General features: G+C 59.9%; 20 protein-coding genes and 1 pseudogene. 10 read left to right on the top strand and 11 right to left on the bottom strand.

Features of this window, described 5'->3' with window-relative positions; all coding sequences use genetic code 11:
• Window positions 1–423 precede the first annotated feature (423 nt).
• Both ACHZCU_RS10830 and ACHZCU_RS10825 read left to right on the top strand, forming a co-directional pair.
• Window positions 424–1,086, top strand: a complete 663-nt coding sequence (locus tag ACHZCU_RS10830; protein ID WP_319518783.1) for a sugar transferase — start codon at window positions 424–426, stop codon at window positions 1,084–1,086.
• A gap of 194 nt (window positions 1,087–1,280) precedes the next feature.
• Window positions 1,281–1,556 carry a DUF1153 domain-containing protein gene (locus ACHZCU_RS10825; protein WP_018065061.1) on the top strand — a complete coding sequence of 92 codons (276 nt, stop codon included), beginning with the start codon at window positions 1,281–1,283 and terminating at the stop codon, window positions 1,554–1,556.
• Between the two features lie 185 nt (window positions 1,557–1,741).
• Here the strand turns inward: ACHZCU_RS10825 and ACHZCU_RS10820 are convergent, their stop codons facing one another.
• A complete protein-coding gene (locus ACHZCU_RS10820; RefSeq protein ID WP_106309773.1) occupies window positions 1,742–2,092 on the bottom strand; it encodes a flagellar export protein FliJ in 351 nt (116 codons plus the stop codon).
• A gap of 431 nt (window positions 2,093–2,523) precedes the next feature.
• Here ACHZCU_RS10820 and ctrA point away from each other — a divergent pair, with 431 nt between their 5' ends.
• A complete protein-coding gene (gene ctrA / locus ACHZCU_RS10815; RefSeq protein WP_106309770.1) occupies window positions 2,524–3,225 on the top strand; it encodes a response regulator transcription factor CtrA in 702 nt (233 codons plus the stop codon).
• Window positions 3,226–3,306: 81 nt separating this feature from the next.
• On the opposite strand, the gene ACHZCU_RS10810 is transcribed toward ctrA, so the two are convergent.
• From ACHZCU_RS10810 to chpT, 3 genes are all read right to left on the bottom strand, one after another.
• Window positions 3,307–4,707 carry a hypothetical protein gene (locus ACHZCU_RS10810; RefSeq protein WP_319518782.1) on the bottom strand — a complete coding sequence of 467 codons (1,401 nt, stop codon included), beginning with the start codon at window positions 4,705–4,707 and terminating at the stop codon, window positions 3,307–3,309.
• Complete coding sequence (locus ACHZCU_RS10805) at window positions 4,700–5,914, bottom strand: hypothetical protein (protein ID WP_319518781.1); 1,215 nt, start codon at window positions 5,912–5,914, stop codon at window positions 4,700–4,702. Before ACHZCU_RS10805 ends, ACHZCU_RS10810 begins: the two co-directional genes overlap by 8 nt.
• 185 nt (window positions 5,915–6,099) lie before the next feature.
• Window positions 6,100–6,741, bottom strand: coding sequence for a histidine phosphotransferase ChpT (chpT, locus tag ACHZCU_RS10800; RefSeq protein WP_319518780.1), 642 nt, complete (start codon window positions 6,739–6,741; stop codon window positions 6,100–6,102).
• Window positions 6,742–6,941: 200 nt separating this feature from the next.
• Here chpT and ACHZCU_RS10795 point away from each other — a divergent pair, with 200 nt between their 5' ends.
• Together ACHZCU_RS10795 and ACHZCU_RS10790 are read left to right on the top strand one after the other, a co-directional pair.
• On the top strand, window positions 6,942–7,562 hold the full coding sequence (locus ACHZCU_RS10795; RefSeq protein ID WP_106309761.1) for a DUF1134 domain-containing protein: 621 nt from the start codon (window positions 6,942–6,944) through the stop codon (window positions 7,560–7,562).
• A 14-nt stretch (window positions 7,563–7,576) separates the two neighbouring features.
• Window positions 7,577–7,858: a hypothetical protein gene (locus tag ACHZCU_RS10790; protein WP_319518779.1), complete on the top strand. Its 282-nt coding sequence runs from the start codon at window positions 7,577–7,579 to the stop codon at window positions 7,856–7,858.
• Between the two features lie 7 nt (window positions 7,859–7,865).
• Here ACHZCU_RS10790 and ACHZCU_RS10785 read toward each other — a convergent pair whose 3' ends face one another.
• Both ACHZCU_RS10785 and ACHZCU_RS10780 read right to left on the bottom strand, forming a co-directional pair.
• Window positions 7,866–8,693 (bottom strand): RNA methyltransferase, encoded by an 828-nt coding sequence (locus ACHZCU_RS10785; RefSeq protein ID WP_106309755.1) that lies wholly within the window; start codon window positions 8,691–8,693, stop codon window positions 7,866–7,868.
• Complete coding sequence (locus ACHZCU_RS10780) at window positions 8,693–9,085, bottom strand: hypothetical protein (protein WP_106309752.1); 393 nt, start codon at window positions 9,083–9,085, stop codon at window positions 8,693–8,695. The genes ACHZCU_RS10785 and ACHZCU_RS10780 overlap by 1 nt, the downstream gene beginning before the upstream one ends.
• Before the next feature lie 71 nt (window positions 9,086–9,156).
• Here ACHZCU_RS10780 and ACHZCU_RS10775 point away from each other — a divergent pair, with 71 nt between their 5' ends.
• Entirely contained in the window at window positions 9,157–10,188 is a 1,032-nt protein-coding gene (locus ACHZCU_RS10775) for an RluA family pseudouridine synthase (RefSeq protein ID WP_319518778.1), read from the top strand.
• Between the two features lie 176 nt (window positions 10,189–10,364).
• Window positions 10,365–11,282, top strand: a complete 918-nt coding sequence (gene rpoH, locus ACHZCU_RS10770) for an RNA polymerase sigma factor RpoH (protein WP_227023743.1) — start codon at window positions 10,365–10,367, stop codon at window positions 11,280–11,282.
• A 137-nt stretch (window positions 11,283–11,419) separates the two neighbouring features.
• Here rpoH and ACHZCU_RS10765 read toward each other — a convergent pair whose 3' ends face one another.
• The 4 genes and pseudogenes from ACHZCU_RS10765 to ACHZCU_RS10750 form a co-directional block, all read right to left on the bottom strand.
• The gene (locus tag ACHZCU_RS10765) at window positions 11,420–11,686 is read right to left on the bottom strand and encodes a nitroreductase family protein (RefSeq protein ID WP_319518777.1); all 267 of its coding nucleotides are present in this window, start codon (window positions 11,684–11,686) and stop codon (window positions 11,420–11,422) included.
• Between the two features lie 44 nt (window positions 11,687–11,730).
• Window positions 11,731–12,012 (bottom strand): annotated as a pseudogene (locus ACHZCU_RS10760) (nitroreductase family protein); the annotation flags it as partial.
• A 56-nt stretch (window positions 12,013–12,068) separates the two neighbouring features.
• Complete coding sequence (locus ACHZCU_RS10755) at window positions 12,069–14,009, bottom strand: hypothetical protein (RefSeq protein ID WP_319518776.1); 1,941 nt, start codon at window positions 14,007–14,009, stop codon at window positions 12,069–12,071.
• A gap of 52 nt (window positions 14,010–14,061) precedes the next feature.
• Window positions 14,062–15,360 carry an adenylosuccinate synthase gene (locus ACHZCU_RS10750; RefSeq protein ID WP_319518775.1) on the bottom strand — a complete coding sequence of 433 codons (1,299 nt, stop codon included), beginning with the start codon at window positions 15,358–15,360 and terminating at the stop codon, window positions 14,062–14,064.
• Between the two features lie 215 nt (window positions 15,361–15,575).
• Here ACHZCU_RS10750 and ACHZCU_RS10745 point away from each other — a divergent pair, with 215 nt between their 5' ends.
• Window positions 15,576–16,466, top strand: a complete 891-nt coding sequence (locus ACHZCU_RS10745; RefSeq protein ID WP_106309944.1) for a DMT family transporter — start codon at window positions 15,576–15,578, stop codon at window positions 16,464–16,466.
• A gap of 126 nt (window positions 16,467–16,592) precedes the next feature.
• Entirely contained in the window at window positions 16,593–17,393 is an 801-nt protein-coding gene (locus tag ACHZCU_RS10740) for a creatininase family protein (protein WP_319518773.1), read from the top strand.
• Here the strand turns inward: ACHZCU_RS10740 and ACHZCU_RS10735 are convergent, their stop codons facing one another.
• Window positions 17,394–18,335, bottom strand: a complete 942-nt coding sequence (locus tag ACHZCU_RS10735; protein WP_319518772.1) for a LysR family transcriptional regulator — start codon at window positions 18,333–18,335, stop codon at window positions 17,394–17,396.
• A gap of 192 nt (window positions 18,336–18,527) precedes the next feature.
• On the opposite strand from ACHZCU_RS10735, the gene ACHZCU_RS10730 reads away from it, so the two are divergent.
• Window positions 18,528–19,535 (top strand): ABC transporter substrate-binding protein, encoded by a 1,008-nt coding sequence (locus ACHZCU_RS10730; protein WP_319518771.1) that lies wholly within the window; start codon window positions 18,528–18,530, stop codon window positions 19,533–19,535.
• Window positions 19,536–19,582: the final 47 nt, after the last annotated feature.

Genomic DNA, 19,582 nt, shown 5'->3' with positions numbered 1-19,582 from the left:
ACTTCAGCACAGTATTTCGATCGAGAAACGCCAGCGTACGTAAGACGAAGCTGAGCCATGCGTTTACGGAATACCTATCTTGCGTTTTCTTCATGTCTTCATCTTTGGCGCATATGAGGCAGAAACAAATTTACAACATTTTTCTAAATTAGAAAAAATAGATCAAACAATTCAGTCTATTAAAAATAAATCGTAGAAATGGTCTGTGACTGGCACATATTCGACCACTTCAGCACAGCAACGATTGTGTCAATGAAAGTCCGAAAAACAGGCAAACGCTGATGACAATTCGGTCGAGAGGGGGTAAAAACAGTATATTCTAATATTTTAATCAACTTAAACATTTACAACCCAAAAGGTGCTGTAGTGAGCGCGGCGGATTTTCAGGCCTCCCCCACGGCCCATGTTTCAGAAACGAATACTTTGCCCAGACGTGCGTTCGGTCACGAGCTTGTTTTTTCCGGTCATTACCAACGGCGAAAGCTTCAGCTGGCCCTGAAGCGTCTGTTCGATATTGCCATTTCGTTTGGCGCCCTTGCGGCGCTCAGCCCGCTGTTTCTTGTGATCGCGATCCTGATCAGGCTCGACAGCCCCGGCCCGGTGTTTTTCAGCCAGGTGCGCTGGGGGCGAAACGGTACCAAGATCAACATTTTCAAATTCCGCTCGATGCGCAACGACCTTGGCGACAAGTCGGGCGTGAAGCAGACGGTCGAGAATGACCCGCGGATCACCAAAATCGGCGCCTTCCTGCGACGGACGAACATCGATGAGCTGCCGCAGCTCTTCAACGTGCTGCGCGGCGACATGTCCCTGATCGGGCCACGCTGCCACGCCGTCGGCATGCTGGCGAGCGGCATGCTGTTTGAGGAACTGGTGCCGGAATATCACCAGCGTCACGTCATGCGCCCCGGCCTCAGCGGCCTTGCGCAGATCAGAGGATGGCGCGGCCCGACCACGCGACGCGGCGAAGCCCGTGCGCGCATCATGTGCGACCTATATTATGTGTCGAACTACAGCTTCATGCTCGACATGCAGATCCTATTTGCAACGCTGCGTTCGGAAGTGGGGCGCGGCACGGGGTTCTAGACAGGAACAACAGCCATCAAAATCAACAACCGGGCGGGACATGTGTTCCGCCCTTTTTGTTGCCTGCCAGTATGCCGGAAGCGTCTGGGAGACAGGCGCTTCTGGTTACCAGAGCGTTACCGTGTCCTTAGTCAAATTTTAAAAGTACCGCGCTAGCTTGAAGTCATAGGTTGTGAGTTTGTGTAGAGAGTACGATGACCGAGCTAGCCCGCGTTCGCGCAAAATACGTCATAGGTCCCGATGGCAGTCCGCTGACTGTTGCCGACCTGCCGCCCTCCAACACAAGACGCTGGGTCATCCGGCGAAAGGCCGAAGTGGTGGCGGCCGTCCGTGGCGGGCTTTTAAGCCTGGAAGAAGCCTGTGAGCGCTACTGCCTGACAGTGGAGGAATTCCTCTCCTGGCAGGCGTCGATCGACGATCACGGCCTTGCCGGTCTGCGCACGACCCGCATTCAGCAATACCGGAACTGAATCACGAGAGCAGCACGACCGACGCTTTCAAGCGCGGCCAAGGCCTCTGGTAAAAAACAAACGCCTCCGTCAGAAATGATGGTGGCGTTTTTTTCTGCTTTTCAGCAGCTCCCAAAACGGCAAAAGGCCGCACCCGATGGATGCGGCCTCGTTCAATTATATACGCCAGCCTACCCGTGAGACGGTCAGGCGCGCTTTCTGTTGGCGCCGTCCCGCATTTCCAGGGCAGCGGCGCGCTCATAATCAATTTCCATCTGGGCAAGTTCCGCTTCCGCAACGTTTTGCTGCTGGCGCAGATCCGCTACCGACACGGCCAGATTATCCGCCCGCTGACGCGCAGACTTGGCAAATGTGGAATAGGCAAAATGGGCGGGATCGGAAATCCCGGACCTTTTTTCTTCCGCAGCAATCTGCTGCATGAGTTCGTCCGACATGCGTGCGAACTCGTCCATCATGAGTTGCAGTTGCTGCAACTGCCTTTTCTTTTCCTTCACCTGAAACGCCTTCAGACGCAACAGACTGTTTCGTGCCTTCATACGCAAAACTCCCCGGCTGACGAACGCATTGCCGAAAGGCGCCCCCCTTGTTGATTTCTGATTCGTTCTCCCTTTTTCGGGGATGATTAACGAATTCGAAATCCCGGTAACCTTTCATTTACAGTCATCGAAGACCATAGCGGTCATCACTTAAGGGTCGGTAAACCGAAAGCGAAAAAAACCGGAAACTTGCGAGTCTAATGAGTCACTTAGCCAGTTTGGTTAATCTTTTTTGTTGGGTTTCACAAACTAAAAAATTCAATGAAATCAATGATGTCACTATGTTCATTAATAAATTCTGTTCACCTTGCCAAAAGGAATCAGAATTTGTTAACCATTCAATGGCAGCTTCTGTTTCAGGTCATCACTGAGTCCGTATCGCGTCGGGGCGACACCAGACCTTTCAATTGCGGCGGTTCAAGGGGAAAGACATGCGGGTTCTTTTAATCGAAGACGACAGTGCCACAGCGCAGAGCATCGAGCTGATGCTGAAGAGCGAAAATTTCAACGTCTATACCACCGATCTCGGTGAGGAAGGCGTCGATCTCGGCAAGATCTACGATTACGATATCATCCTTCTCGATCTCAACCTTCCCGATATGTCGGGATATGAAGTGCTGAAGGCGCTTCGGGTTTCGAAGATCTCCACACCAATCCTCATCCTCTCCGGCATGTCCGGCACCGACGACAAGGTGCGCGGCTTCGGCTCGGGCGCGGATGATTATCTGACCAAGCCCTTCCACAAGGAAGAACTGGTCGCACGCATTCACGCCATCGTCCGCCGGTCCCAGGGCCATGCGCAGTCGATCATCACCACCGGCGATCTTGCCGTCAATGTTGATGCCAAGACTGTCGAGGTGGACGGCCATCCGGTGCACCTGACCGGCAAGGAATATCAGATGCTCGAGCTGCTTTCGCTGAGAAAGGGCACGACGCTGACGAAGGAAATGTTCCTCAACCACCTTTATGGCGGAATGGACGAGCCGGAACTGAAGATCATCGACGTCTTCATCTGCAAGCTGCGCAAGAAGCTTGCAAACGCCGCCGGCGGCACCAATTTCATCGAGACCGTCTGGGGTCGCGGCTATGTGCTGCGCGATCCGGACCAGCAGGAAATGCAGAAGCGGGCCTGAGCCCGCCTTTTCCTCCTCCCCTCAAAATCTGCGGCGCCCGGCGCCGCTTTTTTTGTGTGCGCCAGAAAGGCCGAACATCGCCTATTCGGCCGCGGGCTGCTGCTGTTGGGCAATGTCGTCGCGCCGCTCACCCAGCGGGGCGCACAGCAGCCGCAGATCGCCCTTCAGTCGCTCGATCTTGTATTCGGCCGATTTCACCGATGCCCGTGCCTTGGCGACATCGTTTTCCGCAGCACAACGCTCCAGCGGATCGGCGCTTTGCAGCAGCGTTTCGGCCCGCGCCAGCACCGAACTGGCTGCAGCCAGTTCACTTTCGGCAGCGGCGATCCCCAGTTTCAGCGAATCGAAGTCGCTCATGAAAGCGCGCCGGTTGTCGCGCGCGGTCAGGATCGTGTCGAGCAGGGTCAGCCGCGCCTGTTGCGTCATGCGTAACCCATCGCCTTCATCGATGAGCGGCAAGACATAGGAAATCAGGAACTGAAGATTGAAGCCGCCGGTCTGGGTCATGAAACTCGGGATCGAGGTCGTCAGCCGGGTAAACCGCGACTGTTCGGCAATATCCAGCTGGGCAGCCGCCGCTTCCACCAGAAGGTCCTCCAGCTGCTTCTTGCCCGAGACGGCAAAACAGGCTTCTGCATCCTCCGTCTTGACCGGCGGGTAGTCGGACAGCGCCGAAAGAATGGAGCGGCCGGGGGAAACGTCATAACCACCCTCGGCAAGCCCCGAAAGCCCCAGAAGCTCATCCCGCTTGGAGGCAAGCGAACGGGACACGGCCATCGCTTCACGGCGGGCCGCTGAGATCTGGTCCCTGAGCGTGTCGAGCTCCATCTGACTGGAATTGCCGAGCGCCACTTCGACTTCCATGTCCTCGACCCGGCATTCCAGCCCCTTCTGCTTCAGGGCAACATTTTCGCGCTGGAAATCAAGCGCGGTATAGTCGTTATAGGTATGCAGAAGCGCGCGCGTGGCATTGCGCTGGGCCACCTGATACTGCACCGGAATAAGACGCCCGGCGACTTTCACCGTCCGGCGATCCAGCCTAAGAAGCGCCCGCGAGACGTCCCAGTTCACACCGAGAACGATATTTGAAACAGTCTCGATTTCATCGTTTTCACGGTTGAACGTCGAAATCTGCCGGGCTTCGGCGCTGACGCGCGGATAGCGGCCCGACTTGACCTTGTCGAGGTCCAGCACCGAGCGGGCGCGGCTGATGCGGGCGCGCATGAAATCCTTGCCGCGGCTGTTTGCGCTGGTGAGCAGTTCGGAAGGCCCGAGCGCCTTTCCGTCATCCGGCGGCACCGGCGGCGGGGCGTTGAGCTCGGCTTCCATCACATCGATCCGTGTCTCGGTTTCCTTGAGCTGCGTCGAAGCGCAGCCCGCAAGTGCGACGCTGCACAGGGCAAGGCCTGCGAAGGCAGAAACGGAGCGACAACGGGGAAGGATCGGTCGCCGGCTGGAGAAGGGCACTGCACGTCTAGTCAAGGACAAAATCACCCGGATTGAGACCCGAGATCACCCGGACATAGTCATTGGACATATTGCCGAGTTCCACCTTGATCAGTTCGGGTTCGTCGCCGTCATCCTTGCGCACGAAGGTCTGGTCATCCCTGATCACCACCGCCGACACCGGCACAGCAGGCTCCGGCCGTACACTCGGCTTGGTGAAGCGGCAGGTCGCCGTCTGGTTGAGAAGATCGGCCCCGGAAGGATCGCGGAAGGCAACTTCGACTTCGGTGGTCAGCTCCCCGCGGCGGCGTTCCACCGGATTTTCCAGCGGCCGAAAGGCGGAGATTTCCGCAGGCCTGGGCTTTCCGTCGCTTTCGGGCGCCACGGTGACTGCGGCATTGCGCACAAGGCGCATCTCGGCATCATCGAATGTGAGCCGCGCGCCAAGCTGCCCGGGATCGACAAGCAGGGCCAGCCGGTCGCCTTCATCGACCGTCAACTTGCCGTCGGCAGCCGTGCTGGTCTCGACGTCCACAAGACGGCCGGATGCGCTTGCCCTGACAATCGCGTTGTCGAGCTTGTCATTGGCCTCGGCAAGCGCGTTTTCGCGTTTGCGGATATCATGGGTCATCCGGATCACCTCAAGCCCGGACTCCTGACGCGCCATCACGTTCTGGCGCCGTTCGCGCTCCAGCGCCGCGTCCGCCGCATCAAGGTTGCGCTGAGCTTCCTGAAAGCGGCCAAGCGCCAGACGGCCCTGGCCGTAAAGCCGCTTCATCTCGGCAAACTGCGCAGCCAGATAGTCACGGGTCGCCTCTTTCTCCGCCTCGTTGAGGTTCTGGATGGCGCGGGTATTTTCCTGATACGGCCCCGTCCGGTAATCAAGCCGCGCCTGCATATAGTCGATGTCCAGCCGGACCTCCTCAGCCCGCCGCTCGAGCGCCTCGGTATCATAGCGCGCAATGACATCGCCCGGCGCCACCGCCCGGCCGTTTGCCACGTTGAGCGTCAGCCGCCCGGAGACTGGCGCCACCACGGCCTGGGGCCGTCCGTAGCCGATTTTGCAACTGCGAACGATCTCCTCGGGGAAAGGACGCATTTCGACGGGCACGCGCCGCACCTCCCGCGTCGGGTCGGCAACGGCAATCTGGTAGGTCTTCGGCGGATCGGCAAAGGCCGTTGCCGGCAGCGCCAGAACCAGCGCGCCCGCTGACAATCGCAGCGAAACTTCATTAAAACGCAAGGCGGGGCTCCCTCAGAAACTGACGGGACAGTTGTGGTCACGTATTTTCTAAACGTCGCACTGGCAAAATTGTTTCACCAACCACCAATGCGACACGGCAAAGAAAACCCAATATGAGCACAAAGCGTGACAAAAATTGGATCGTCTCTTGCCGCAACGCAAAATCACGCCACGCCGCAAGCTGATCAGACCGCCGGTTTGGCCTCGAACACCACTTCGCCATCATTGACGACAAATTCGACGGACATGCCGGATTCTTCGGCCAGAAGCGCGGTGTAATAGGGCTGGACGTTGTGAGAGGTGATCGGGTCTTCCATGACCCCGCCATAGATCCGGGCGAAATCGGCCGGCATCTGCACATAGGGCCCGCGGGCGCGGATAATAAAGGCGAAAATGTCACCGGCAGAATCAAGCCCGACATCGATCGTACCGCCACGCGGAATGGTGGACTGGGCGACGAGAAACAGGTTCAGAAGCAGCTTCACCCGGTCCTTGGGCGCATTGAGGCGCGGCCCGGTCCAGTTCAGCGTCACCCGTTTGCCCAGTCCGATCAGCTCGCGCGCGGCCGTTTCGGCCTCGCCAGTATCAAGCGGGGCTTCTAGGGTGCCCGACGCGCCGAACGCGATCCGGGCGAATTTCAGATGAACCGTGGCGCTGAGCGTGCTCTGACGGATCAGGTTCAGGGCTTCCTCGTCCATGCCGCCTTCATCGAGCAGCTCCAGTCCGTTTCCGGCTGCACCGATGGGATTGACCACGTCGTGGCATATGCGGCTGGCCAGAAGCGCGGCCAGATCGGCTCCGCTCAGTGTCAGATTCGGATTTTTCATCGCTGCAAACTTCCTTCCGGTTTGGCCGGCCACCACGCCATAGCATTTCCCGCCTTTCCGGAAAATCGCCGCATTTGGTAAATCCATTGTTAAGAGGTCTCCCTCACAATAGCGGCGGGTTCCACGCTTGCCACATTCACAGAAAAAGGCAATGGCGTAGCGCCCCGGTAATGCCATAAAGCAACAGGAATGGAACCGCCATGCTCGCCAGAACAGTCTCAAGGTCCGCATCGGCCCTCATTTTCGCTCTGCTCCTGCTGACGGCGCTCTGCACCCTGCAGGCAGCCGCGCAGACCGCACAGCAACCGCCGCCCGCAGCAGTCCAACCCCAACAAAACGGCAATTTCTCCGCACAGGAGGTTATTGACGCGGGCAACACCTTTTTCGGCTCGGCAAGCTCCGGCCTGGCCACGGCACTGCAGAATGCCTTCGCCAAACACGGCCTGCCCAACGGCTATATTCTCGGCTCGGAAGGCTCCGGCGCATTCATCGCGGGCCTCACCTATGGCGAGGGTCAGCTCAACACCAAGAATGCCGGCATGCACAAGGTCTTCTGGCAGGGCCCCTCGATCGGCATCGACTACGGCGGCGACGGTTCGCGTGTGATGATGCTGGTCTATAACCTGCCGGCAGTGCCCGAACTGTTCCGCCGCTTCGGGGGCGTCTCCGGTTCGGCCTATGTCGTTGCCGGGTTTTCGATGCAGGTCTATACCAACCGCAATATCGTTCTGGTCCCCGTCCGCTCCGGCATCGGCGCGCGACTTGGTGTCAATGCCGGATATCTGAAGCTGACCCAGAGACCGACCTGGAACCCCTTCTGACCGGAGAATGCGGCTTGGCAGGCGACCCTGAAGCAGAAAAACGCGAGATCGAGGCCCGTTACGCCGCCCTTTGCGCGCGCGTGAACGAAGCCGCCGGTTCCGCGCAGGAAGACGACGCGCTCAGGGACGCCTTTGCCGAACTTGCTGCAATGATGATTGCCTATAGCCACGAAACCGGTGCGAAACAGGCGCTTGTCGAAGCGCTTTCGCGCGCCGAGAAGGGCAGGACAAACCCCGCCCGCCTCAGCCTGGCCGCCCGTGCACTGAAACGGATCGCGGAAGACAGCGGGAACTGACGGCCGGTCAGCCGATGCGGCCGGTCGAAAGCGCAAGCTGATAAAGCGCGATCCCGGCGGCAGTGGCAACATTCAGGCTGTCGAGCCCCGGCGACTGCGGAATGCGCACCGGCCGGAAAGCCTTCAGGATATCCGGCGGCAACCCCTCCCCTTCGGTTCCAAGCACCAGCGCCGTGCGCCGGCCGGGCCGCAGGGTATGAAGCGCGTCTTCACCCGCCGGAGAAAGGGTGACGACCTGAAAACCGGCGGTATCAAGCGCCGTCAGGATTTCTGCGCCAGACCCGCAACGGCTCCACGGCATTTTCAGAACCGACCCGACCGAGACCCGCAGCGCTTTCCTGTAGAGCGGATCGCAGGAGGTCTCGTCGAGCAGCACGGCATCGGCGCCGAAGGCCGTGGCGTTGCGGAAAATCCCGCCGGCATTGTCGTGATTGGAAAGGCCGACCGCGACCGCAACCAGCGCATTGTCCGGCAGCGTGGCAATCATCCCGGCGGGCGACGGGCTTTCCGACACCCGCCCGAGCGCCAGCACGCCACGATGCATGTCGAAACCGGCAATCGCGTTCATCACCGCAGAGCCGCAGACATAAACGGGAATGTCGTCAGGAAAACCCGCAAGCACATCGGCAACACCGGCGAGCCGGTTTTCCAGAACCAGAATGCGATCAGCGACAAAACGCCCCTTGCCATGCGCCTCGGACAGCACACGCAAGACCACGGTGCCCTCGGCAATGAACAGGCCGCGACGCCCGACCAGATCCTTCTCCCGGATGGCGCGGAAGGGCGCTATCCGTTCGTCCTCGGGATCAAGGATCGCAACCGGTTCAGCCGCCATCAGTCAAAACGGATTTCAACATCGGCGGCCATCCGGCCGGTGTGAAGGTCGAACAGGTACAAGGTCTGCTCGCCGTTTTCCTTCTGGCCGTAAATCAGCGCCTGACCGTTGCCATAGCTGATATCGGCGATCTGGAACCCGCGCGGCAGCGTGGCCGTCAGCGCACGCGGCGCATCGGCCGGCACAATCGCCCCGGAGGAGGTTGCCGCCGTCTGTTCGTCGGCCGGCTTGTTGAAGACCTTGTAGAGGATCGCGCCGAAAACCGCCATCAGCGAGACGATCATGATCAGCGCGGAAACGATCTGCAATCGCAGCATCCGCCGCCGCACCAGCTCGACGGCCGGGTCAAGCGGCTGTTCTTCTTCCTGGTCTTCGTTAAGATGTTGCGACATTGTCCATTGCTCCGCAGCCTTGTTTGGCATACAAGCGCCAGTCTCGCACCAGCCCTCACGCAAACACTCAGATGACAGACGATCCCTTTAAACAAACAGAGGCCAATAGAAAAGTCTTTCTCGTTCCCGAAGGAACGAAAGAGCGCCTCGACGCTTTTGTCGCACGGCAGATGGGCGACGGTGTATCGCGCACCCGCATCAAGGCCCTGATCGGCAAGGGGGCTGTCACGGTCGACGGGTCGCCGGTTCTGGAGGCAAGCCGCAAGGTGAAGCCCGGTGCGGAAATCACGGTGATCATCCCGGAAGCCGTCGAGGCCGAGCCGCAAGGCGAGGATATTCCGCTCAACATCCTGCATGAGGACGACGATATCATCGTCATCAACAAGCAGGCTGGCCTTGTGGTCCATCCCGGCGCGGGCAACTGGACCGGAACACTGGTCAATGCGCTGATCTATCATTGCGGTGACACGCTTTCCGGCATTGGCGGGGTCCGGCGGCCAGGCATTGTCCATCGCCTCGACAAGGATACCACCGGCGTCATGATCGTGGCCAAGAACGATGCCGCCCATCAGGCGCTGGCAGCACAATTTGCCGACCACGGCCGCACCGGGCCGCTGCAGCGCGCCTACAAGGCGCTGGTCTGGGGACGGCCGCGCAACCTGCACGGCACGATCGACGCGCCACTGGGACGCGCCTCCGACCGTATTCGCCGCGCGGTTAAATCCGCCGACAGCGCCGATGCCGATTTTGCGATCACCCATTACAATGTCGAGCAGCGCTTCGGCGAGCGGCCGGACGGAACGGCGCTTGCAAGCCTGGTCGAATGCCGTCTTGAGACCGGACGCACCCACCAGATCCGCGTCCATATGGCTCATGCCGGCCATCCGCTGATCGGCGACAGCCTGTATGGGTCCGGCTTCAAGACCAAGGCCAACCTGCTGGAAGAACCGGCACGCAGCATTGTGCGCGCCTTTCCGCGTCAGGCGCTTCATGCCGCCCTTCTGGTCATTGAACATCCCGCAACGGGCGCGCAGATGCGCTTCGAGGCCGCCCTTCCCGACGATATGACCGCACTGTGCGCGGCATTCGGGCCATCAGCGTAAAAAACATTCCAGTGAATGGAGTGTTCACCGTTCGAGAACCTTGAAACACGGGATTGCCATACTTAAATCCGGTTTTCCCTTCATGACATCAGTGACTGGTTTGCGGGGTCAAGACCTCGCTGGCTATGCTATGCTTGTTTCATGGAAGGTTCAGACACACCAAGGGGGTGAAAGCAGTGGCCAATACATTACCCAGCATTCGCGCCGGAGAAAACGGTCTCAACCGCTATCTCGAGGAAATCCGCAAGTTTCCGATGCTGGAGCCGCAGCAGGAATACATGCTCGCCAAACGCTATCAGGAGCATGACGACCGCAATGCCGCTCACCAGCTGGTGACGAGCCATCTGCGCCTCGTCGCCAAGATCGCGATGGGCTATCGCGGTTACGGTCTGCCGATCGGCGAAGTTGTCTCGGAAGGCAATGTCGGACTGATGCAGGCGGTGAAGAAATTCGATCCCGAACGCGGGTTCCGGCTTGCGACCTACGCCATGTGGTGGATCAAGGCCTCGATCCAGGAATATATCCTGCGTTCGTGGTCGCTCGTCAAAATGGGCACAACCGCCAATCAGAAGCGCCTGTTCTTCAACCTGCGCCGGCTGAAGGGCAAGATCCAGGCAATCGAGGACGGCGATCTCAATCCCGAACAGGTCAGCGAAATCGCCACCAAGCTGAAAGTCAGCGAGGAAGAGGTCGTTTCGATGAACCGCCGCCTGTCCGGCGACGCCTCGCTCAACGCACCGATCCGCGCCACCGAGGGCGAAAGCGGGCAGTGGCAGGACTGGCTGGTCGACGAGAATGACAGCCAGGAAGACATCCTGATGAATCAGGATGAGCTGGAAAACCGCCGCGACATGCTGTCATCGGCGATGAACGTGCTGAATGACCGCGAAAAGCGGATTTTCGTGGCACGCCGGCTTTCCGAAGACCCGGAAACGCTGGAATCGCTGTCCGGCGAGTTCGACATTTCACGCGAGCGTGTTCGTCAGATCGAGGTCCGCGCCTTCGAAAAGGTGCAGGACGCCGTGCAGAAACAGGTTGCCGCCAATGCCCGCGCGGTTCGTGCCGTGCGCGACGGCGACGACGCTTCGGAATAACAGGATCGCCTCGGTCTGAGCGTTTTCGCCAGCCGGGAACATGAAGCCTGAACATATTGAAACGCCCCCACGGATGACTTCGCGGGGGCGTTTTCTATTTATTGTGAGACGGCGATGATTGAACCATCCAGCCGTTATCAATGTTCAGAGGCCGGAAAGCCGATACACATCAGCGTAAGAGGCGCAAGTGGCGCCGGCAGCTCAAGAACACCTGCCGTGGCTTCATCATCAAAGCCGCCGACCAGAACGCTTCCCAGCCCTTCTTCCACCGCCTGAAGCTGGATATTCTGGGCGACCGCACCTGCCTCCAGATAGACATACCGCTCACCGCGCGCGCCATAGGGCTGCTGCTCGAAAAACGCCTGTGCCGCGGCCAGCATGTCGCACAGAGGGCGATAACGCACGCCGCATTCGCAACCCATTCAGGATTGCCAATCGATGCCTTGCACAGGGCCGGCCGCAGATCGGTTTGGTTGACGGCTTTCAGGTCAGGCCCGGTCGGCTCAGCGGCGTATAACCCGCGCTCAAGACCGGCGACACTGCCCGCCAGGACAAACAGGCGAAGCGGATAAAGCGCGTGCGCGGATGGAGCGGTCCTTTTGCCATCTTCGCCAGACCTGCCCTGGGCCGCCCACAGGAGTTTTTCCAGAGAGGCGAGCGGTATCGGACGCTCCGCAAAAGTGCGGACCGAGCGCCGGCGGGCAATTGCCTGACCAAGAGTGATACCCATCTGTCCGGCCCCATTTCACGCCCGCAAGCAGCCTTGCGCGGTATCGAAAAACCGCGTCAGTTGCCGCTGTTGATATCGCCGAGCGCCTGCCATTCCTGAATGGCGCGGTTGAAGATCGCCATGCCGGTCGTGCCCTTTTCGAGCGTCAGCAGCGCACGGCGGCCATTGCGATAGGTCACCGGAATGTCGATCCAGTTGCGTTCCCCCAGAAGCGAGAGGTTCTGCGCCCGTGCCTGATCGAAATCGTTGAGCGCGAGCATGTAGAGATCGTCCGTGATCTTGGCGGAAACCGCGATCAATGGATCGCCGCGTGCCGCCTCGGTGCCCTTCATCGAAATGCGCTGGACGTTTTCGATCCCGCCACCGTCGAAACCATCGCTGAGCGTGAAGGAAATGTCGATGAGATGGCTTGCCGGCAGCGACGGATCGTCATTGCGCCGGAAGGTCAGGACACCGGAAAGGCCGGCATCAGGCACATTCAAAACCCCCTCGACCACCGGTTCGGAAACCGCCGTTCCGGTGTTTTCCTGCTTCAGCTCCCATTCAACCGTGCCCTGGAAGGCCGAGGGCACCGACTGGCCGAGCTGCTCTTCATAAAGATACATCTTCTGCCCGGACCCGACCGGCGGCGCGGGATCGGCCGTCTCTGTGGCGGACGCTGTTTCCGAGGGCGTCGAGGGCGATGTCTGGTTGGCAACCGATCGCGCCGGCCCGGACACGGCCCCGGCAGCCGGCAGGCCTTCATCGACCTCGGTTCCGTCGGGCAGCAGTCGCTGGGTATAGGGCTTGGTGTTTTCGGCCGTTTGCGTCTCGTCCGGCTCAGATGCGGGTTCTCCCGATGCCGAAGACGGCTCGCTTCCCGCGCTCTGCTGCTGGTCGGCAGGCGAAATCGCCGCCACAATACGATCGCGGTTGTCCCAGGCGAAATAGCCGCCGACAACGAGAACCAGCGCGACGACAACGGCGCCGGCGATCATGAAAATACGCCGTTTGCGTCCGGCCTCGGCGTCATCATCTCCAGCCTGCGCCGGGGCGCCGGTCATCTCGTCATAATCATCGAAGCCCGAACCGGGATCTTCCGGTTCCAGCCCTAAAAGACTGTCGACATGCGCCCAGTCCTTTTCCGGCACGGACCGGCGGGGCGGCGGCGGAGCAGGCTCGAACGGACCGGCCTTTGCGGTTGTCGCCTCGAAATTCCAGTCATGCGGCGCGGATTGCTGTTCTTCTTCCTCATCCCAGTCCCGACGCAGCGCCTCTTCCTCGTCGGGCTCGACGATGACGGTGCCCGCATCGGTTTCGACCGGTTCGTCGGTCACATCATAGGTATAGGCGTTGTCGCGGTCTTCGGCGCCATCATCGTGATAGACCCGGTCCGGCGTGCTGACCGTCTCGAAGGTTGCCCCTTCGAGCAGATTGCGCGACGCAGAGGGCGCTTCTTCATCGAAAGGCGCGGTCTCCGTTTCCGCACTCTCGTCGACAGCAGGCCTGTCGGCAAACGCCGGCGCTTCGGCCATTCCAGAGGCCGGCTCCGCCGGACCCTCATGCGCATGGTGATCGTCATATTCGGGGTAGGACGCATCGGAAACGACCCGTTCCGGCTCACCAGTGGGAACCTCTTCCGGTTCGTCGTCCTGCTGCGGTTCCGCCTCATCGGCGGGCCATTCCTGTCGTGCGTCTTCCGGCGCGCGAGCAGGCTCGTCATCGCCCGCATCGGCCGGAGTATCGTCCTGCTCCTGTTGCTCAGCAACAGGTTCTTCCGGCAGATCGGCATCCTCGGGCGGCAGGGCCTCGGCAAATTCGGCCTCGACTTCGGCAATCGCGGCGTCGATCTTGTCGATCTGCCGCTTGATCAACGCCTCGGGCGGGGCCGGAGACATATTCTCCATCTGCCGGACGACGGCGGAGCGCGCCTTCTCGTAAACGCGCGCGCGCAATTCCGGAGACTGTTCCGGAAGGCCTTCGACGGCACGCCGAATGACTGCTGTGAAATCCGCCATTAATTACCCCTATTGTGCGGGTCGTATTCCGCGACAATACTATGATTTATGCTTAATCCTCAAACGGATCGGTCACAAGAATGGTGTCTTCACGCTCAGGACTTGTGGATAGAAGCGCAATTGGTGCACCAATCAGCTCTTCAACCTGGCGTACATATTTGACAGCCTGTGCGGGAAGGTCCGCCCACTTGCGTGCGCCGACGGTTGATTCTTTCCAACCTTCGAGCGTGATGTAGACCGGTTTGACCCGTGCTTGAGCACCCTGACTGGCCGGCAGAGCCTCGATCTGCTCGCCGTCAAGCTCATAAGCGACGCAGATCTTCAGCTCATCAAGGCCGTCCAGCACGTCGAGCTTGGTCAGCGCGATACCGGTGATGCCGTTGGTGGCAACAGCCTGACGCACCAGCACGGCATCGAACCAGCCGCAGCGGCGCTGACGCCCGGTCACCGTGCCGAATTCACGGCCGCGCTCGCCGAGAAACTGGCCAACCTCATCTTTAAGCTCGGTCGGGAACGGACCTTCGCCGACGCGGGTGGTGTAGGCCTTGGTAATGCCGAGCACATATTCGAGCGCGCCCGGGCCCATGCCGGAACCGGCGGCGGCCTGGCCTGCGACCGTGTTCGACGAGGTGACGAAGGGATAGGTGCCGTGATCGATATCGAGCAGCGAGCCCTGCGCGCCTTCAAACAGGATGCGCTGACCGGCGCGACGCTTCTTGTCGAGCAGCAGCCAGACGGTTTCGCGGAACGGCAGAACCTTGTCGGCGATCGAGGTCAGTTCGTCCATGATCGCATCATGCTCGATTTCGGCTGCGCCAAAACCGCGCCTCAGCGCATTGTGATGGGTCAGCAGGCGGTCGACCTTGGCCGGCAGCGTTTCCAGATTGGCCAGATCCATCAACCGGATCGCGCGGCGGCCGACCTTATCTTCATAGGCCGGGCCGATGCCGCGGCGTGTGGTGCCGATCTTGGTGCCGGAATTGGACGCCGCATCCTCGCGCATACCGTCCAGTTCGCGGTGCAGCGAAAGAATCAGCGTCGCGTTGTCGGCGATACGCAGATTGTCGGGCGAGATCGAAACGCCCTGCGCTTCCAGCCGGCCGATTTCGGCAATCAGTGCATGCGGGTCGACGACCACGCCATTGCCGATAACGGCAAGCTTGCCTTCACGCACAACGCCTGACGGCAGCAGCGACAGCTTGTAGCTGACGCCATCAATCACGAGGGTGTGGCCGGCATTATGGCCGCCCTGATAGCGCACCACGATATCCGCGCGCTCGGACAGCCAGTCGACGATCTTGCCCTTGCCTTCATCGCCCCATTGCGAGCCGACCACTACAACATTTGTCATTTTACCTACCTAGAAACCGATGCCTTGCCTGCGGCAGAACCGCAGCATCTATAACCATCCCTTACGTATATTGCGACACCCCTTAGCCGCAAGCCCGCAAAATTTTTGCGTGACTTTGGCACGCGCGACAGATTATGGCGAAAGCGCGATAAAACCATCATCCCTTCTTTTTTGAAGATACGACCTGCGGATGAGCCAAATAGGGGACTATGGCCATGCAATGGCGCGCCTATCTTCTTTTGACAGTGACCACACTTTTCTGGGGCGGAAACCTCACTGTCGGCAAACTCGCCATCGGCCACGTCTCCCCGATGGTGATGAACTCGCTCAGATGGGGCATCGCCGCACTGGTCATTTCGGCCTTCGCCATGCCACAGATCCGTCGTGAATGGCCGGCCATCAAGAAGAACTGGCCGATCCTCTTCGGTTTCGGCGCTGTCGGCTTTGCCAGCTTCAATGCCTTTCTCTATTCCGGCCTCAGGTTCACTTCCGCCATCAACGGCGCCATCGACCAGGCCGCAATTCCGCTTTTGATCTTCGCCCTCAATTTCGTGTTTTTCAGGGTTCGCGCCTCGCTGGCGCAGCTCGCCGGTTTTGCGCTCACCCTCGCAGGCGTTGCCGTGACGGTTTCCCATGGCCAGATATCGCGGCTGCTCAGCCTTGAAATCAATTTCGGCGATTTTCTCGTGCTGATGGCGGTGCTGTGTTATTCGTTCTACACGGTCTGCCTGCGCTACAAACCGGCCCTCGACTGGCGGGCCATGGCCATGGCCTGTTTCATCGGGGCCTTCATCGCCTCACTGCCGATGGTGGCAACGGAGGCCGCACTGGGCCTTTCCATGCTGCCGCACGACCTCACCGGCTTCGGCGTTATCGTCTTTATCGGCCTTTTCCCCTCGCTGGTCTCGCAGATTCTGTTTATCCGCGGCGTGGAGATGATCGGGCCGAACCGCGCCGGCCTGTTCATCAATCTCATTCCGGTCTTCGGCATGATCCTTGCCGTGGTCGTGCTTGGCGAAAGCCCCGAAGGCTATCACGCCATCGCGTTCCTGCTGGCCATCGGCGGCATCGCCCTTGCGGAATGGGGCAAACCGAAACAGGCCTGAGAGCGCGCGCAAAAAGGCAGCGGACGGAACACAAAACGATGCTTTTGTCCGCATGATGTTTTTCCTACACCTGTTTTGAAGCCGCACAGGGGATGCGGCACGGGAACATCAAACAGGTTGATCGACATGGCCAAGCGCTTCTACTGGAATGAACTGACAAGCCCGGAATTCAGCGCTCTGGACCCGGCGACCACCGTGGCCATCCTGCCGCTTGCCTCGACCGAACAGCACGGCCCCCATCTGCCGGTCGCAACCGATGTGGCGATTGCGCAGGGCATGCTCGACACGCTGCAGGAAAACATCCCCGACAATCTCGACGTGCTGGTCCTTCCCGTTCAGGAAATCGGCAAGGCCAACGAGCATATCCATGGTCCCGGCACGCTGTCCTTCGGGGCGGACCTTCTGATCCCGGCCTGGACGACGATTGGCGAAAAGGTGGCAGCCGCCGGGCTTCGCAAGATCATCATGGTCAACAGCCATGGCGGCAATCTCGACATCATGAGCATTGTCGCGCGCGAAATGCGGGTGCGCTTCGAGATGGTCGCCGTTGCCACCCAGTGGGCGCGCTTCGGCACACCGGACGGCATGATCAGCGAGGAAGAGCGCACCTATGGCATTCACGGCGGCGAGGTCGAAACATCGCTGATGCTTCACTTCCGCCCGGAACTCGTGAAAATGGAAAATGCCGAAAACTTCGTGTCATTGGCCAAATGGCAGAAGGAAAACACCCGCCGCCTGCAGCCGACGCCGCCGAATGCGCTTGCCTGGGTCGCCCACGACCTGAACCCCAAGGGCGCGCTCGGCAATGCCGCGATCGCGACCGCTGAAAAGGGCGCAGCCATTGCCCGCCACCAGATCGAAGGCTTCATCGAGCTGGTCGAGGATGTCATCGCCTATCCGCTCGACAAACTCTATACGCCGGGCTGATCAGCCCGGCGACGGCGGCAGGTGGTGGCGCTCCTGCAGCGTCTCGATCATCGCTGCGATTTCCTTCAGCAGGTAATCGACAAACAGGCTGCTGGCCGCATCCAGCGGCGCGCGGGCGCGGGAAAACAGTTTCATCGGCTGGTGACGCACATGCGGATCGGCGAGCGGGCGGAAGGCCAGTTCGCCCTTCTGGCATTCGACATAGACATCGAGCGGGTTGAGAAAGGTCAGTCCCGTGCCGCGCTTGACCAGACCTTTCAGCATCTCCGATGCATTGGTCTCGACCACCGGCTCGATCGGCAGCGACAGCGGAGAAAGCGCCAGATTGATGACGTGACGCAGGCTGGTGCCCGGCTGCGCCAGAACCAGTGGCTCCTGCACGACATCGGAGACATTGACACGGTCTTCCTTCGCGAGGCGATGGTCCGGCGGCATCACGGCGCCAATCGGCACATCGAAGGATGCCAGCGTGCGGATGCCGGGGGTCGGCGGAATATTGAAGCCGAGGCCGAGATCGACATCGCCAGTCAGCACATTGGCAATCGTCGTGGTGCCGCCATCGGACCTGAGATGAATCCGTATCCTCGGATTGTCGGCGACAAAGCGGCCGATGATCTCCTGCAGCGGACCGGCCGCAAGCCCGACGGTCGCCACCAGCGTCACCTTGCCGGCCTGCGGCATTTTCAGCGCACGAATACGCGATTCCAGCCGTTCATAGCCCTTCAGCACCTCGCGGATATGCTCCACGCACATCTCGCCGGCCGCCGTCAGCCGCAAACCCCGCGGCAGACGCTCGAACAGCGGGGCGCCGAACTCCTCCTCCAGCGCCAGAATTTGCCGGTTGACGGCGGATGAGGCGACATTCAATCGCTGGGCCGCCTTGCGGATTGAACCGCATCGGGCAATTTCATCGATATATTGCAGTTTCCTGGAGTGCAGCATGGGCGTAAACTCAAGCGTAAAAGAACCGGCTCTGACCAAATTTTGCGCAGTTCGATTACATTTATAACAATCGCGCCGCCTGTGCAAAAAAGGCATCAATGCGCACGAAATTTGATGCTTCTCAAACAGCGGTGAAGCCGCTCAAATGCAGTTCTGGAAAGCGACACGACGAAAAGCGAAGGGGAACAGCTTATGTCGACTACCTCAAAGACCGCCGCATTAGCCGGCGCTGCCTTGCTGGCAGCGGCTGCAACGCCCGCCTTTGCGCTGGATGAGGTCACCTACGGCACCAACTGGCTGGCACAGGCCGAACATGGCGGGTTCTATCAGGCCGTGGCCGACGGCACATATGAAAAATACGGGCTGGATGTGACCATCGTTCAGGGTGGCCCGCAGGCGGCCAACCGCTCGCTTCTGATCGCCGGCAAGGTCGATTTCTACATGGGATCGCCGCAGGGCGAACTGGATGCCGTGGTCGAGGGTATTCCGGTGGTCGATGTCGCCGCCATGTTCCAGAAGGATCCGCAGATCCTGATGGCCCATCCCGATCAGGGCATCGAGGAATTCGCCGATCTGGCCAAGCTGCCGACCATCTTCATGGGCAAGGACGGTTTTCTTTCCTACTTCCAGTGGATGAAGGCCAATTTCGACGGCTTCGACGATGCCCAGTACAAGCCCTATACCTTCAACCCCGCGCCGTTCATCGCCGATCCGGAATCGGCCCAGCAGGGTTATCTCACCTCCGAACCCTATTCGGTGGAACGGGAAGCCGGCTGGACACCGGAAGTGTTCCTTCTGGCCGACAGCGGCTATTCGCCCTATTCGACGATGATCACCGCCCAGCAGAAGCTGGTCGACGAAAACCCGGATCTGGTCCAGCGTTTCGTCGATGCCTCGATTGAGGGCTGGTACAACTATCTCTATGGCGACAACACGGCTGCCAACGACCTCATCAAAAAAGACAATCCGGAAATGACGGATGAGCAGATCGCCTTCTCCATCGACAAGATGAAGGAATACGGCATCGTCGTCTCCGGTGACGCCGACGAAGGCGGCATCGGCTGCATTACCGATGCGCATTACAAGACCTTCTTCGAAGACATGGTCGATATCGGCCTGTTTGAAGCCGATCTCGACTATACCAAGGCCTTCACGACCCAGTTCGTTTGCAAGGGCGTTGGCATGGATCTGATGAAGTAGACGGGAAATACCCCGGCACTCCGTTTCGCGCCTTCCCGCGCGAAACG

Origin of the sequence: uncultured Martelella sp. (assembly GCF_963677965.2) — a bacterium.
Lineage (GTDB): Bacteria > Pseudomonadota > Alphaproteobacteria > Rhizobiales > Rhizobiaceae > Martelella > Martelella mangrovi.
This window is presented reverse-complemented; position numbering and strand designations above follow the sequence as displayed.